We start from the raw sequence: 14,855 nt of genomic DNA on the forward strand, positions 1-14,855 counted from the left end.
TGGTGATGTAAAGAGTGCATTTATACTGGAGGGATTATCAATACTAAAAGTTATGTTACCATTTGTTCTTATCTTTTTTCTTGTCATTGCGATGTATATTGCTTATCAAAAGAGAAAAAAGTCTGGGATAAAAGGATTGAAAAGTGCGGTAACTTCTATTTGCTTCTTTTCACTTGCAATCTTAAATATGTTTGCATATTGGTTTCATTTTGGCGGTGCTTTTACTTGGTTATTTTCAATTGTATTATTGCTAGTTGGTGCATATTTTACTAAATATATTCCAATATTTAAAAAGGTACATTAAAGTTTATAAGAGTTAAATATAATGTTTACTTTGTTTTGAAAAGAGATTATTCTACTAAATTGTTGTGAAACGGTTTCATAGGATAATCTCTTTTGTTTAGTTTTGGAAAGAACGTACTGTGATTTTTAGTTGCTCAATAAATTCTCGAGTTGCAGCACACATATATTTATCTTTTCTATAAATTAGCCCTATTTCAATTATTGGAGTAGGGTTTTCTATTTTAATAGCTTGAATGTTTTTATTTTGTAAAAAGTCTATATATGGTTTGGGTAACACTGTAATTCCCATTCCTTTGGAAACCATTTGGATTAAAGATTCCATCGTACTAATTTCTAAAATTGGCCTTGGTTTAAAGTTTAACTTTTGACAATGAGATGTAATTAGTTCGGTTAAAAAGAAATTTTTAGGTAAAAGAATTAAAGGGTAGTTCTGTAATTCAGCAATAGATACATGATTACGTTCAGCTAATCGATGACCAGTGGGCACGACCAATGTAAGATCGCTTTTGTATAGAGGGATGGAGATAATCTCTTTATCTTGCACCGGGAGAAATGTAATTCCAATATCTAGTTCGTTTTGTAATAATTTTTCACGAATATCTCCTGTACGAAGCCCTAATACAGAAAGCTCTATATTAGGATATAAATTATTAAAATTTAAAATAGCTGGTGGTAGTAAATAATTTACGACGGTTAACAAAGCCCCTATTGTTAAGGAACCTTGCTGTAATCCGTTTAGGTCTTGAATAGCTGAACGAGCTTGTTCGACTTCATGAAAAATGGTTTTACTATGTGATAATAAAATCTTCCCTGCTTCAGTTAATGATATTTTTTTACCAATTCGATCGAAAAGTGGCATTCCTACTTCATGCTCTAATGCACGTATTTGTTGACTTAGTGAAGGCTGTGAAATATTTAATTTTTCAGCTGCTTTTGTGAAATGTAATTCTTTTGAAACAGCTAAAAAGTATTCAAGTTGTCGTAATTCGATTGGAATCACCTCAAGTATAATGATAGGTTATACCTATCATTATTATATAAATAATTGAATTGAACAATGATTTTAGAGGTTTTATAATCATCTTTATGTAACAGAGAGGGTTGTAAAAATTAATCGAGAGAAAATACATGTAACACCTGTAAAGGAGGAAATAGAATGGCTAATGAATATCAATTATTATCTTTAAATATAGGATTACCAAAAGAGGTTATATACGGCGGAAAAGTAATTCATACAGGCATAAATAAGAAACAAGTAAAGGAACCGGTATATTTATCCTTTGTAAAATTTAATGGAGATGGACAGGCGGACTTAGTTCATCATGGAGGAGTAGATAAAGCAGTTTGTGTTTATACTGGTGATCACTATCCATACTGGGAAAAAGAATTGAATCAAGATCTTGTATATGGGGCTTTCGGAGAAAATATAACAGTTAGTGGTATGCGCGAAGAGGATGTTTGTATTGGTGATACGTTTGAGCTCGGAGAGGCAATCGTACAGGTAACACAACCAAGGCAACCTTGTTTTAAATTAGCAAAAAAATATAATATTCCAAAGTTACCACTATATTTTCAAGAAACAGGATATACAGGATTTTATTTTCGTGTATTAAAAGAAGGATGGGTATCATCAGTCGATACATTAAAAAGTCTACAGTCTGATCCGAAAGGTGTTTCAATAGCGTTTGCTAATCGTATCATGCATAAGGAAAAACAAAATATTGAAGGGGTAAAAAGAATATTAGAAGTAAATGCACTTTCAAGTAGTTGGAGAAAGTCTTTTGAAAAGCGTATAAGTGGAGAAGAAATTAATACGAAGGAAAGACTTGAAGGGATAAAAGAATAAAAATATTTTATTATAAATAGTGTATTTCTATTAGTAAAAGCTAATTAGAAAGCGCTATTTTTATATAATAAACTAATTAATATCCAGAAATCTTAATATTGTTTTATTCGACTTATTTTCAAATAGTCAAAACATAAAATTAATTAGACTTTTTTTTTATGTTTTATGATAGTATATTGATTGGTAAGACCTCTATTTTTAAGAGTAGGTCATATAAGTATATCTAATTTAATGGAATTTAACATTTGGAGGTACAACATGGGGAATGTTGAAAAATTGGCAAGTCTTCTAATAGAAGAACCGAAAAGAGAGCAGTTATTTCCTTTATTTGAAGAAGTGTTTGGAATTACAACTCAAACATTGAATGATTTTTCGGATAAAGGGTATTGGGATGATACATATAAAGCCTTATCATTTTTACAAGAAGATAAAGTGATTGCAAATGTTGCGGCATTTTCACTCCCATTATTAATTAATGGTGAAAAAATAAATGCGGCGGGTATTCAATCAGTCATGACACACCCTAATTTTCGTAGACAAGGGCTAATGACACAATTAATGGATAAAATGATAGAAGAAATCGATAAGAAATGTGAATGTGCATTATTGTTTACGGAAAAACCTGAACTATATACAGCATTTGGGTTTAAAGTTGTGCAGGAATATTTGATGACTATACCATATGATAAAAATATTAATAATAACGATTCACTACTTAAAAAGTTAGATTTCTATAATATAGAGAATAGACAGTTAATACATGAAACTATTGATAGTAGCCAAAGACTTTCAAATAGTTTTTCAACTTTAAACTTCCATCCTTCATTTTATTTGAATATGTATGATTCGGAATGGAATGAGAAATTGTATTATTCAGAGAAACTAGATGCTCTAATCGTTTATGAAGTAGACAATGGAAAGTTGAAATTATTTGGAGTATTTGCGCCAGTACTTCCGGTTTTAGATGAATTATGTGGAGAAATCAATGAAAGGTTTACGGAAATCGAATTTTATTTTTCTCCGGATCAATTAGGGGTTGAGGATGTACAGTTTACAGAATTACAGTCTAGCAAGTATTTAATGGTTCGAAGTGATAAAGAGTTAGATTTTAAAGGTTATAAATTCCCAGTATTAGCGGAGTTTTAAATGACTATATAAATGCTTTATTATGGAGGAGCTATGAATATATCGTATATACCAGAACGTATTGAGCAACTCACTATAATGAATGTACCTGAATACTATAAGATTAATGACAATCATGCGTTTATTGTCCGTTCGAAAGCAGAAACCGATTTTTGGCTTAAAACACATTATGGTTTTGAAGTAATGAATGGTCATGTATTTTATAATGAGATGATGACAGACTTTCAAGCTGAAGTTCAGTTACGTATGAATCCAAATTCAAAATTCGATCAAGCAGGTCTTTTTGTTATGATTTCGGAGAACTGTTGGCTAAAAACATCTTTAGAATATATCCCTGAAGGGCCATCTCACTTAGGTGCTGTCGTAACGAATAATGGATATTCTGACTGGTCAACGCAAGATTATCCAACTGAAGCAGCTAAGCAACAACTTCGTTTTCGAATTATTCGAAAACGCGGTGATTATACAATATATGTGAAAAAGAGCCATCAATGGGAACAAATAAGAATCGCTCATTTAATGGAGGATATAGGGAAGGAGCCTGTTAAAATAGGTTTTTACACGTGTAGTCCTTCTAAAAATAAGGGATTTGAGACTGAGTTTTTACATTTTACAATTGAAGAAATATAGATGAAAAACCGTATTCTTTTCATTAAGAATGCGGTTTTTGTATTTACATAATATAAAGCACATTTATTGACCAGAAAGTCATTAATACTTATCATTTAATAATGTTAAATATTAATTTACATAATATAATAGAAGTAATGAAGAAATTACAAAATTTATCGCTTAAATAAGGAGGGATATGAATTATTCAGTGGTAATTTCATGGGAAAAGGAGATTATGTATGAAATCATTTCGTAAGTTATTACAGTATTTAAAACCATACATGTTCTTCGCTATTATTGGGCCGCTATTTATGGTACTTGAGGTTGCGATGGACTTAATTCAACCGACTATTATGCAACATATCATTGATGTTGGGATTGCAAATCGGGATTTAAATTATGTAATAAAAATGGGGCTTCTTATGATAGGAGCAGCAGCACTCGGTTTAGTTGGAGGGTTTGGGTGTATGATGTATTCTACAAAAGCAGCTGTTAATTTCGCTACAGACATACGAAAAGATGTGTTTGCGAAAATAGAAACATTTTCTAGTAATAATCGTGATTCATTTGGAACAGGTAAATTATTAACGATCGTGACGAATGATATCACTTCCATTCAATCGGCAATGACGATGACATTACGTGTTCTCGTTCGTGGTCCGCTGTTATTTATCGGAAGTATACTTATTGTTTTTGTAACAGCGCGAGAGTTATTTCCAATATTACTTGTAGTTGTTCCGATTTTATTACTTGCGATTATTTTAATTGCAAGTAAAGCAAGTGGTACATTTAAAAAGGTGCAAGAGGCATTGGACAAAGTGAATACAAAGTTACAAGAAAATTTATCTGGTGTGCGTGTTATAAAAGCGTATGTAAGACAAAAATACGAAATCGCTCAATTTGGAAGTGTAAATACAAATTTAACGAAGATAAATATTCGAGCTGTGCAACTTATTTCTTTAATGATGCCAATCATTATGCTAGTTGTAAGTGGCGGGATTGTCGCAACATTATGGATTGGTGGAGAAAAAGTATTCGATGGAACGCTTCAAGTAGGAGCGATTTTGGCATTTATTAATTACTTGAATATCATTTTAATGTCACTTATGTCGATTAGCATGGTATTTATTCAAATTGCGCGAGCTTTTCCATCTGCGGATCGTGTACAGCAAGTGTTAAATACCGAGGTTGATATTATAAGCGAAGCGTATGCGATCGAACCTGAGAAAATTGAAGGAAATATCGAATTTAAAAATGTTAGTTATAGCTATACGAAAAATAATGAATACGTTTTAAAAGATATTTCTTTTAGCATACAAAAAGGTGAAAAAGTAGGGATTATTGGATCAACTGGAAGTGGTAAATCTACCTTAGCGAAACTGTTACCACGTCTATATGATGTGGATCATGGTGAAATATGTATAGATGGAATAGATGTTAAAAAATATGATTTGCAAAAACTCCGTGCTTCAATAGGGTTTGTACCTCAGAAGGCGTTGTTGTTCTCAGGCAGTATAGAAGAAAATTTACGTTATGGTAAAGAAGATGCAACACATGACGAGCTGGAAGTAGCAGCTGCATCAGCTTGTGCGACTGAGTTTATCAATAAGCTGGAAGAATCTTATCAATATAATTTAACACAAGGCGCGACAAATCTATCAGGTGGACAAAAACAACGTGTATCAATTGCAAGGGCACTTGTGAGAAAACCACCGATTCTCATATTAGATGATTCTACATCAGCAGTTGATGCAAAATCAGAGGCTACTATTCAAATAGCTTTAAAAACAAAATATAAAGGCACAACAACTTTATTAATTGCGTCCAAAATTTCTTCCATAATGGATGCGGATAAAATACTTGTATTAGATAATGGTGAATTAGTTGGCAATGGTACACATGAACAATTGTTAGAACAAAGTGAGGTTTATCAGGAAATTTATCTTTCCCAAGGTGGTAATTTGGATAAAGAAGGTGGGGAAGAACATGCGTAATTTTCAAGGGCAATTTGCTAATAAAGGTGGACGAAACACCCCAAAGATGGGAAAAGCTAAAAATGCTCAAGGAACTGTAATGCGGGTATGGAACTATATGGGCTATCAAAAAGCTGCTCTTATGTTTGTTATATTTCTAGTCGTTGTTACTACATTACTTGGATTATTAGGTCCCTATTTTATGGGAGTCATTATAGATCAATATATTGTACCGAAAGATTTAAGTGGTACAGCAAGAATGTGTATATTACTTATCGCGATTTATGGTGTAACTGTACTTTTAACATGGTTACAAACGTTTGTCATGATTAACGTTGCATTAAAAACAATTCAAAAAATACGACAAGATATTTTTGAGAAAATCCAAACGCTTTCTTTACGGTTCTTTGATGTGCGTTCTCAAGGTGATTTAATGAGCCGTGTGACAAATGATATAGATAATTTGAATCAAGCTTTGACACAAAGCGTTGTACAAATTATTTCATCAGCATTAACTTTTATAGGTGTAACGATTGCAATGTTCGCCTTAAATTGGATTTTAGCAATTGTAACTTTAATTACAGTACCTATTATGTTTTACGTTACAAAAAAACTAGTTGCATATAGTGGTAAAAACTTTGCGAAGCGTCAAAAAGATTTAGGTGAATTAAATGGATTTATTGAGGAAGCAATTACAGGTGCGGATGTTACAACGTTGTACGGAAAAGAAAAAGAAACTGTACAAAATTTCAATAAAATTAATGAACAGCTAAGAGTTTCAGCTACGAAGGCTGATACATTTTCAGCTTTTATTTTTCCAAGTATGAACTTTATTAATAACTTAGGTATGGGGCTTGTCATTGGGACTGGATCAGTTATGGTCTTAAACGGAATGACAACAGTAGGAGTTATTGCGGCTTTTATTAATTATTCTCGTCAATTCTCAAGACCGCTAAGTCAATTTGCGACTTTAATGAATACAATTCAAGCGGCAGTTGCTGGTGGAGAACGTGTTTTTGAAATTATGGATGAGGTACCAGAAATTCAAAATAAAAAAGACGCATTCGTTGTACAAAATTTACAAGGGCATGTTGCACTTGAGAATGTTTCATTTGGCTACGCAGAAAATAAAACGATTTTAAAAGAAGTGAGTCTTAAAGCGCAGCCAGGAGAGACAATTGCTTTAGTTGGTCCGACTGGATCAGGGAAAACAACAATCATTAATTTGTTAACTCGCTTTTACGATATACAGCAAGGACAAATTCATATTGATGGAAAAGATATAAAAGATTATGATATTAATTCTTTACGAAGTAAAATAGGAGTAGTTTTACAGGATACGTATTTATTTGCTGGTTCGATTATGGATAATATCCGTTATGGACGCTTAGATGCTAGTGATGAAGAAGTTATCACTGCAGCTAAGGCAGCATCTGCACATTCTTTTATTAAGCATTTGCCAAATCAATATGAAACAGAAATTGCTTCAGAAGGATCGAATTTAAGTCAAGGACAAAAACAACTTCTAGCGATTGCACGAGCAATTTTAGCAGATGCAGATATATTAATTCTCGATGAAGCGACATCAAATATTGATACAAGAACAGAATTACAAATACAAGCAGGACTAAATAATTTAATGAGAGGTCGCACAAGTTTTGTGATCGCTCATCGACTTAAAACAATTGAAAAAGCAGATCAAATTCTTGTTATAAAAGATGGAAATATTTTAGAAAGAGGGAATCATGAATCTCTCATGGAAGATAGAGGGTTTTATTTTGATTTGTATACGAGTCAGTTTAAAATTTAATATAAAAAATGAGGTTTCTCTAGAAAAGAGAAGCCTCATTTTTTATATTTCTAAATTTTATGAATCACTTTTCTAACCCAATTAATTATCCGACCTGAAAAATACTTATACTTGCAGATACATTTGTTAAAGAGCCACCATCACTATTTGAGAGAGTGATAGTACCTGTTGAAGAGGTGTTATTTATTAAAGTCAAGGTTGAAGGAACAATTGTTACGGTAAAAGCAGCAGTACCTTGATTGATTGTATGTGGTGACCCCGTACCAAAACGCCCACCTGGAATTGGTGTACCATTTAGTTCGAGGGAGAATTGGTTTTCGCGAGAAGCTTGTAATTGAAACTCTGCTACATATGTTCCTAGTGTATTAATTATAATATTTCCAGTACCTGTGATGTGACTAAGAGCAGTTCCTGTTATAGGTCCATTTGTGTTAAAAGTAACACTACTTCCCACTGCGATTGATTGGTTAGTAGTATCAAAAACATATAGATAGTTTGTTAATCCTACACTAGCCGCCCCGGTAGGCCCGGTGGAACCGGTAGAGCCAGTATGTCCAGTAGCCCCAGTAGGCCCGGTGGAACCAGTGGAGCCAGTAGAACCGGTAGCCCCAGTAGGCCCGGTGGAACCAGTGGAACCAGTGAAACCGGTGAAACCAATGGAGCCAGTAGCCCCGGTAGGTCCAGTGGAGCCAGTAAGTCCAGTGGAACCAGTAGAACCAGTAGAACCAGTAGAACCAGTAGAACCGGTAGTCCCAGTAGTCCCAGTATGTCCAGTAGGTCCAGTAGGAGAATGTGGGAGAATAATACGGTTAATATCTAAAAGTGAAAAGTTAATGAACATATCTTTGCTTTGATAATCTATCGAAATCACCTCACTAGCATGTTTAAAGAAATAGTAAAGTAATAATTTTTATAGGTATTTCATTTCTATATTATTAATGCAACTTATTTTGGAAACAATAAATAGCTATCATGACTATAGGGTATTAATTTTTAACCTAAATTTTAATAAAACCTTTATTAAAGATAAAGAGCGCTTTTAAAGGCGCTCTGAGACAAGTTTCATGTTGAAAAAGGGAATTGAGGATATTATGTGCATACTGTTTTAGAATGTTGTAAATTTTTAATTAAAAATAAAAAAATCTTATAAAAATTTAAAATCTGTATTATTAGATAGTTACCATACAATAAAATATGCTTGTTTGATATAAATGTGTGTCAAATTTACCAAAATATATTTTGGTATGCATAAGAAAATTAAAATACTTTTTTAGCAAATAATAGCGGCTTCAGTGACAGATGGTAGAAATAATTTACGTGGTATTGTAATAATCTCAAGCGCAATTTGCGTTGAATATAGGAGTATTTGATTTAAATCTAAAGCGAGTGTTAAAAGTATTATGAAGCTTGTAAGAATTACAAAACTACCCCAAAAAAAACTTTTTGAAGTGTTGCGGAAATCTTTTATTAAGGAAAAGAAAGAAAAAGATGCGGTAACAATAAGAATGAAAAATTTATACTTATCAGACATTATAACCCTCCCAAAGTACAGTAGTTTATATTATACTGTATTTTTCAATATTATTATAAAAAGATTTTAAAGTGAATAATAAGAAAAAATAAAGCCATAACTTAAAACATTAGTTTAGGTTCTATTATTTGAATTCTTTGTTTTAGAAGGTATATAATCTGAAATTTAAAATTTTCCAAATGAATTACCATTTTTTATTTCTGATCCAACATCAGGTGCTCAATGAAATGGTATGAAAGATTATAGGCTGGTGATACGATATTAAATAAGAGGAATCTGCGTGCAGCGAGAGTCCTAGCTCGGATTTCTACTAGAGAAACATATTTAGTTGGAGTTGGTATGTTAATAAAAAACGGATGGATGTGGAAACTAAATATTCATGACATTAAGGATAAAGGTCGGGAAATATAATTTGGTATTCTGGGAATAACCGGAGGTCCGTAGTTAAAGTTGCATAGAATTTGTATTTTGTTTCTAATTTTTCAATTGTTGTTAAGTGATGAGAACCTAGTCCACGCTGTACACTGTGTTGAGAAAGAGTCGGTCCAATTTGTAATTTTCGTTTTTTCATTGCATCGTTCCATGGACTATAAAAAAATTTAAAAATAAAAGCAGGTTCTATGTAAATGCTATAAGGATAATGCGAACCATGTCTTCCGACTCTATAGTTCCCGTGCGAATTATTGTGAATTAATCTACCGTTAAGATATAGTTGATTTGGATTAGGGTGAATTATTATGCCGTGATAACGTTGTTTAACAAGCGGAGAACTATATCTTGGATTAGTGTAGCCATGAGTCGGTTCATCAATCATCATAATCATTCTTATGGAAAACATATTGCCGCCCATAGTGTTAAGTGATTTAAAAAATTGTTCTTTATTATAACAGCATAGGAATTCTGTCGTATTTAATACCATTTTCCATCCTGTAAGTTCTCTTTCAATTTCCATAACTTCTTGATCAACTAAATAAGCATCAAATTCGAGTGATTTTGAGTTTCGTATTTCCCAATTAGGAGCGAATATTTTACAGATTTCAACTGACCGATCAGTGGATCCACGGTTAATAAGAATGCCGTGATCAAATAGCTTTGTATGGTGCATTAACCACCATGGAAGTAAATATTCTTCATTGTAAAAATGAGAAATTAGAGTAGTCTTAATCAAAATCACCTCCGTATTTAACCTGCTTCTTATTTAATATGATATGGAAGGAAACCTATTGTTAGAAGGTTTCCACTTAAAAGTTTTAAAACATATAGGGTATGTGGATAGATTAGTATATAAAGTAGTCTGATTGATGAAGAGTGGTATTAAAAAGTGCAAAATCTAAAATGAGCATTGAATTAGTGTATAACGATTGAAACGGCACTGAAAACTAATAAAACGGCCATAATGATGTTAAATAATTGGTTATGTTTCACTAATAATTTTTGGAATATTGAACCAAATAAACTCCAACTAAATGTACTCATTAAACCGACTACACCTAAAAATAATGAAAAAAGTATAAAACTTGAATATGAATTGTAGTAAGGGATTATGAAAGTCGATACTACAGTCAGTCCGAATAATATCCCTTTAGGATTAACGAATTGAAGAGAAATCCCAACTGTGAATAAATTTTTATTATCTTTTTCACCGGGATTCGTACTGCTTTTACTAGTAAGTATTTTAATAGCTAAATATAACATATACGCTACACCTAAAATTTTTAAAGGGAATTCGATTATGGGTAAGATATTAAGTAGTACAACATTAAAGAAACTACATAAAGAAGTGAGGATGAAAAAACCGAAAGATACTCCAAAGCAAAACTTCATGCTCTGTTTTAATCCGTGTTGATTTGCGTATGTCATCGCTAAAAAATTGTTAGGGCCGGGTGTGAAGCTACTTATAAAAACAAATAATAAAAAAGAAAATATAGGCATGTGAAAACCCCCTAATAATTTGTGTATGTTATAATGATCAAAAAGAACAATATAAAGTATGCTTTTTATTATACAAAATGGTCGTTATATTGTATATAGTATGGGAGTGTTTTTTTATGGAAGAAATTCAACTAATACTGGCGAAAAATTTAAAAACTATAAGAGAAAAAGAAAAATTAAGTTTGGAAAAAGTTGCCCAATTAACAGGTGTGAGTAAAACGATGATTGGACAAATTGAAAGAGGAGAATCAAGCCCGACACTAACAACAATATGGAAGATTGCAAATGGCTTGAAAGTTTCTTTTACCTCTTTAATCAACAATCCTCAGCCTGATACGAAAGTGATCTTAAGAAAAGATATTCAAGCATTGTCTGAAGACAATGGAAAATATAAAGTGTATCCTTCTTTTCCTTTTCAAGATGATAGACATTTTGAAATGTATACAGTAGAAATAGAAACAGAAGGGAAATTAAGTTCAGAAGGGCATAAAGAAGGCGCAGAAGAATTTATTACGGTATTTGAAGGTGAATTGACAGTAGAAGTGAATAACTGTCAATATACATTAAATAGTGGAGATTCAATTCGTTTTAAGGCCGATAGATCACACTCTTATCATAATTTAGGAGAATCTTTGACTCGATTAAGCATGACAATTTATTATCCAACTGCATGAGTGTGCATTTATAGTAACAAAAGATAAAACCATCTATAAGAGATGGTTTTTATTTTTTATCACTCACAAAAAAAGACACTCGTCTGAGTGTCAACATAGTATTGCTCTCGCGTATAGGATTGGAGTATGTTTCTCAAATACGTATTGAGATGGTTCGTAAAAGAGAAACTGTCTTCATATTTAATGTAACATCGGTGGAAGTCAGTGTAAATTGATAATATATATACGGAAAATTTAGTATAGATAGTTTCTACTATGAATATAGTGCAATTTGTTCTTTAATGCGTCATCACTTTTATGAAATAATTGGGAAATTATTGTTATGACAGACTTAGTATTTAATAATGTTTATTAGAAAAAGAATGAATCATTTTTTAATCGATTCGTATAATTGTTAGAGAGGCACCTGTTGAACCACCTCCAACCAAATTAACGATGGATAATACGCCGAATAATTGAAGTGAAATTGTATTACCGGCAATTAAATTAGTAATTAAATTATTATTATAATTTGAAGTTGATATAGCGGGAGAAAAAATAGAACCAGGAAGTGGAGTAGAAGCGTTTAATAGTAGTCTTGTTCCAGCGAGTAGAGCAGTTGTCGTATTAACTTGATAGGTTAAATAATATCTTCCGGTTACAGGAATTGTAAATATATCGTTTGAGGCGTTAACTGTAAAATTACCGAGGCTTTGGTTATTAGAAAGAGGAATATTAGTTCCACCTAATATCACAGAGATGGGACCACCTAATGTATTATTAGCGAACATAGAGTTTGTTGTAACTATTGACCCAGTACTTCCGGTAGGTCCAGTACTTCCGGTAGGTCCAGTACTTCCGGTAGGTCCAGTACTTCCGGTAGGTCCAGTACTTCCGGTAGGTCCAGTACTTCCGGTAGGTCCAGTACTTCCAGTAGGTCCAGTAAGTCTGTATGGAAGAATAATTTCAAGAGCTATTGATACTAGTTCTTCTATTCTTTTTTCATTTTTATCTTGAATTTAAATCACCTCATTTTTAAATTAGAATGCAATAAGTTTCGTGTTTTTGGAATGGAACTATCATTTTATTATATTAATAGTAGTAGTTAAAGAAACGGTAAAATGTTTAATAACTGTATGAATCATTTGGAAAGAAAAAAGAATAGTTATGAAAGTATTCCTTAATAATAGACTCATACTTATGTAAGTTAATTAAAAATATGTGGAATGAGGAATTAAATTGAAGCGGAATGATAAATTATCAATAAATAAAGGTAAGATAGCACCTGAGAATATTGGACCTACATTTCCAGCTCTTCCACCAATATATATTCCAACAGGAGCAACAGGAATAACAGGAGTAACAGGAGTAACAGGAGTAACAGGAGCAACAGGAGCAACAGGAGCAACAGGAGCAACAGGAGCAACAGGAGCAACAGGAATAACAGGAGCAACGGGAGTAACAGGAGCAACAGGAGCAACAGGAGCAACAGGAGCAACGGGAGCAACGGGAGTAACGGGAGCAACGGGAGCAACAGGAGCGACAGGAGCAACAGGAGCAACGGGAGCAACGGGAGTAACAGGAGCGACAGGAGCAACGGGGGCAACAGGAATAACAGGAGCAACGGGAGTAACAGGAGCAACGGGGACAACAGGAATAACAGGAGCAACGGGAGTAACAGGAGCGACAGGAGCAACGGGGACAACAGGAATAACAGGAGCAACGGGAGTAACAGGAGCGACAGGAGCAACGGGGACAACAGGAATAACAGGAGCAACGGGAGTAACAGGAGCGACAGGAGCAACAGGAGCAACGGGAGCAACAGGAGCAACGGGTGTAACAGGAGCAACGGGTGTAACAGGAGCAACGGGAGTAACAGGAGCGACAGGAGCGACAGGAGCAACAGGAGCAACAGGAGCAACAGGAGCAACGGGAGCAACGGGAGTAACGGGAGCAACGGGAGCAACAGGAGCAACGGGAGTAACAGGAGCAACGGGTGTAACAGGAGCAACGGGAGTAACAGGAGCGACAGGTCCTACCGGGGGGATTGGCCTTATAACAACAAGTAATTTGTTATTTTACACTTTTTCAGATGGAGAGAAACTTATATATACAGATGCAGATGGCATAGCTCAATATGGTACAACGAATATACTTTCACCTAGTGAGGTTTCGTATATAAATTTGTTTATCAATGGAATTTTGCAACCACAACCATTCTATGAAGTTAGTACTGGTAAACTAACTTTATTGGATAACCAACCACCATCGCAAGGTTCTTCAATTATTTTACAATTTATTATTATTAATTAAAAAAGACAGATTCTTAATGAAAAAGGAATCTGTCTTTTTTGTTCTGAATTACATTCGTTAACATTAAGTGACGATAAATTCAATTGTAATTGGAATTCCGCCGTCTAATGCATCCCCACCAGGAATTGTAATAGCACCAGTAGGACCAGTAGTAACACTGGAGTTCACGCTTGGTTGAAGAATACCGTTCACATATAAGTTGTAATACGTGAAAGTCGGAAAAGCGGTTGCAGTAGTACCCGCATCGTTTAAACAAGCTGTGGCAGCAATTGCAAAAGCTGCACCTGTACCTGTGCCGGCTCCTAGTGTAGATGTAAATCTTCTAGATGCCATAAATGGTTGAATGATAGGCAATTAATTTTCACTCCTTACAATATTTTATTAGAACGAAGTATAAAATAACTTGTCCACTATATTGTATGAGAGTTTTTTATAATAGAAACGGCTTCACCTTTATAAGGTGAGCCCAATTTTAGTAAAGAAATGTTCTTTATTTATATGAAAAAATGATGTTATTACTTGCGGAATATATGTTAATCGTAAATTCGGTTTTTTGTATTCAAATTAAAATGTGTCTTTGAACCTAAGAGATAAACGTGGAAAAATAAAATAAACTATTAAGTTTAGGTATTTAATCTAAGCAGTCAATTATTAAAAACATATAATTAATATGTGAGTCATGAACATAATTAAATTACGTTTTCAAGTTTAATTATATTTCATGTTTCCTATTTTA

General features: G+C 33.3%; 15 protein-coding genes. 8 read left to right on the top strand and 7 right to left on the bottom strand.

All coding sequences use genetic code 11. The features are described from left to right. Nucleotides 1-52 precede the first annotated feature (52 nt). On the top strand, nucleotides 53-304 hold the full coding sequence (locus tag QCI81_RS25715; RefSeq protein ID WP_071730193.1) for a hypothetical protein: 252 nt from the start codon (nucleotides 53-55) through the stop codon (nucleotides 302-304). Between the two features lie 96 nt (nucleotides 305-400). On the opposite strand, the gene QCI81_RS25720 is transcribed toward QCI81_RS25715, so the two are convergent. Further along, the gene (locus QCI81_RS25720) at nucleotides 401-1,303 is read right to left on the bottom strand and encodes a LysR family transcriptional regulator (protein WP_000612238.1); all 903 of its coding nucleotides are present in this window, start codon (nucleotides 1,301-1,303) and stop codon (nucleotides 401-403) included. Nucleotides 1,304-1,459: 156 nt separating this feature from the next. On the opposite strand from QCI81_RS25720, the gene QCI81_RS25725 reads away from it, so the two are divergent. From QCI81_RS25725 to QCI81_RS25745, 5 genes are all read left to right on the top strand, one after another. Beyond that, complete coding sequence (locus QCI81_RS25725) at nucleotides 1,460-2,149, top strand: MOSC domain-containing protein (protein WP_001262982.1); 690 nt, start codon at nucleotides 1,460-1,462, stop codon at nucleotides 2,147-2,149. Between the two features lie 258 nt (nucleotides 2,150-2,407). Next, on the top strand, nucleotides 2,408-3,295 hold the full coding sequence (locus tag QCI81_RS25730; protein WP_071730195.1) for a GNAT family N-acetyltransferase: 888 nt from the start codon (nucleotides 2,408-2,410) through the stop codon (nucleotides 3,293-3,295). 33 nt (nucleotides 3,296-3,328) lie between these two features. After that, nucleotides 3,329-3,925 (top strand): DUF1349 domain-containing protein, encoded by a 597-nt coding sequence (locus QCI81_RS25735; protein ID WP_071730200.1) that lies wholly within the window; start codon nucleotides 3,329-3,331, stop codon nucleotides 3,923-3,925. A 221-nt stretch (nucleotides 3,926-4,146) separates the two neighbouring features. Then, nucleotides 4,147-5,901 (top strand): ABC transporter ATP-binding protein, encoded by a 1,755-nt coding sequence (locus QCI81_RS25740; protein ID WP_071730202.1) that lies wholly within the window; start codon nucleotides 4,147-4,149, stop codon nucleotides 5,899-5,901. Then, complete coding sequence (locus QCI81_RS25745) at nucleotides 5,894-7,690, top strand: ABC transporter ATP-binding protein (protein ID WP_071730204.1); 1,797 nt, start codon at nucleotides 5,894-5,896, stop codon at nucleotides 7,688-7,690. Before QCI81_RS25740 ends, QCI81_RS25745 begins: the two co-directional genes overlap by 8 nt. Nucleotides 7,691-7,775: 85 nt before the next feature. On the opposite strand, the gene QCI81_RS27250 is transcribed toward QCI81_RS25745, so the two are convergent. From QCI81_RS27250 to QCI81_RS25770, 4 genes are all read right to left on the bottom strand, one after another. Next, a complete protein-coding gene (locus QCI81_RS27250) occupies nucleotides 7,776-8,531 on the bottom strand; it encodes a collagen-like protein (RefSeq protein ID WP_483298863.1) in 756 nt (251 codons plus the stop codon). 429 nt (nucleotides 8,532-8,960) lie between these two features. Beyond that, the gene (locus QCI81_RS25760; RefSeq protein WP_048657278.1) at nucleotides 8,961-9,221 is read right to left on the bottom strand and encodes a hypothetical protein; all 261 of its coding nucleotides are present in this window, start codon (nucleotides 9,219-9,221) and stop codon (nucleotides 8,961-8,963) included. Between the two features lie 385 nt (nucleotides 9,222-9,606). Next, on the bottom strand, nucleotides 9,607-10,389 hold the full coding sequence (locus tag QCI81_RS25765) for a glycosyltransferase family 2 protein (RefSeq protein ID WP_048657279.1): 783 nt from the start codon (nucleotides 10,387-10,389) through the stop codon (nucleotides 9,607-9,609). 179 nt (nucleotides 10,390-10,568) lie between these two features. Continuing rightward, nucleotides 10,569-11,153 carry a LysE family transporter gene (locus tag QCI81_RS25770; protein WP_048657280.1) on the bottom strand — a complete coding sequence of 195 codons (585 nt, stop codon included), beginning with the start codon at nucleotides 11,151-11,153 and terminating at the stop codon, nucleotides 10,569-10,571. A 116-nt stretch (nucleotides 11,154-11,269) separates the two neighbouring features. On the opposite strand from QCI81_RS25770, the gene QCI81_RS25775 reads away from it, so the two are divergent. Next, a complete protein-coding gene (locus QCI81_RS25775) occupies nucleotides 11,270-11,827 on the top strand; it encodes a helix-turn-helix domain-containing protein (RefSeq protein ID WP_048657281.1) in 558 nt (185 codons plus the stop codon). A 374-nt stretch (nucleotides 11,828-12,201) separates the two neighbouring features. Here the strand turns inward: QCI81_RS25775 and QCI81_RS25780 are convergent, their stop codons facing one another. Next, a complete protein-coding gene (locus tag QCI81_RS25780) occupies nucleotides 12,202-12,825 on the bottom strand; it encodes a BclA C-terminal domain-containing protein (RefSeq protein WP_065483543.1) in 624 nt (207 codons plus the stop codon). Nucleotides 12,826-13,045: 220 nt separating this feature from the next. Here QCI81_RS25780 and QCI81_RS25785 point away from each other — a divergent pair, with 220 nt between their 5' ends. Continuing rightward, nucleotides 13,046-14,119 (top strand): DUF4183 domain-containing protein, encoded by a 1,074-nt coding sequence (locus tag QCI81_RS25785; protein ID WP_353810916.1) that lies wholly within the window; start codon nucleotides 13,046-13,048, stop codon nucleotides 14,117-14,119. 63 nt (nucleotides 14,120-14,182) lie between these two features. Here QCI81_RS25785 and QCI81_RS25790 read toward each other — a convergent pair whose 3' ends face one another. Beyond that, the gene (locus QCI81_RS25790) at nucleotides 14,183-14,473 is read right to left on the bottom strand and encodes a DUF4183 domain-containing protein (RefSeq protein ID WP_001121647.1); all 291 of its coding nucleotides are present in this window, start codon (nucleotides 14,471-14,473) and stop codon (nucleotides 14,183-14,185) included. Between the last annotated feature and the right edge of the window lie 382 nt (nucleotides 14,474-14,855).

Origin of the sequence: Bacillus cereus group sp. MG20 (genome assembly GCF_040459885.1) — a bacterium.
GTDB lineage: Bacteria > Bacillota > Bacilli > Bacillales > Bacillaceae_G > Bacillus_A > Bacillus_A cereus.

What these genes read in the sequence shown, in the direction of transcription:
- QCI81_RS25715 (WP_071730193.1), top strand. Translation starts at nt 53, where the DNA reads ATGTTACCATTTGTTCTTATCTTTTTTCTTGTCATTGCGATGTATATT.
- QCI81_RS25725 (WP_001262982.1), top strand. Translation starts at nt 1,460, where the DNA reads ATGGCTAATGAATATCAATTATTATCTTTAAATATAGGATTACCAAAA.
- QCI81_RS25730 (WP_071730195.1), top strand. Translation starts at nt 2,408, where the DNA reads ATGGGGAATGTTGAAAAATTGGCAAGTCTTCTAATAGAAGAACCGAAA.
- QCI81_RS25735 (WP_071730200.1), top strand. Translation starts at nt 3,329, where the DNA reads ATGAATATATCGTATATACCAGAACGTATTGAGCAACTCACTATAATG.
- QCI81_RS25740 (WP_071730202.1), top strand. Translation starts at nt 4,147, where the DNA reads ATGAAATCATTTCGTAAGTTATTACAGTATTTAAAACCATACATGTTC.
- QCI81_RS25745 (WP_071730204.1), top strand. Translation starts at nt 5,894, where the DNA reads ATGCGTAATTTTCAAGGGCAATTTGCTAATAAAGGTGGACGAAACACC.
- QCI81_RS27250 (WP_483298863.1), bottom strand. Translation starts at nt 8,531, where the DNA reads ATGTTCATTAACTTTTCACTTTTAGATATTAACCGTATTATTCTCCCA.
- QCI81_RS25760 (WP_048657278.1), bottom strand. Translation starts at nt 9,221, where the DNA reads ATGTCTGATAAGTATAAATTTTTCATTCTTATTGTTACCGCATCTTTT.
- QCI81_RS25770 (WP_048657280.1), bottom strand. Translation starts at nt 11,153, where the DNA reads ATGCCTATATTTTCTTTTTTATTATTTGTTTTTATAAGTAGCTTCACA.
- QCI81_RS25775 (WP_048657281.1), top strand. Translation starts at nt 11,270, where the DNA reads ATGGAAGAAATTCAACTAATACTGGCGAAAAATTTAAAAACTATAAGA.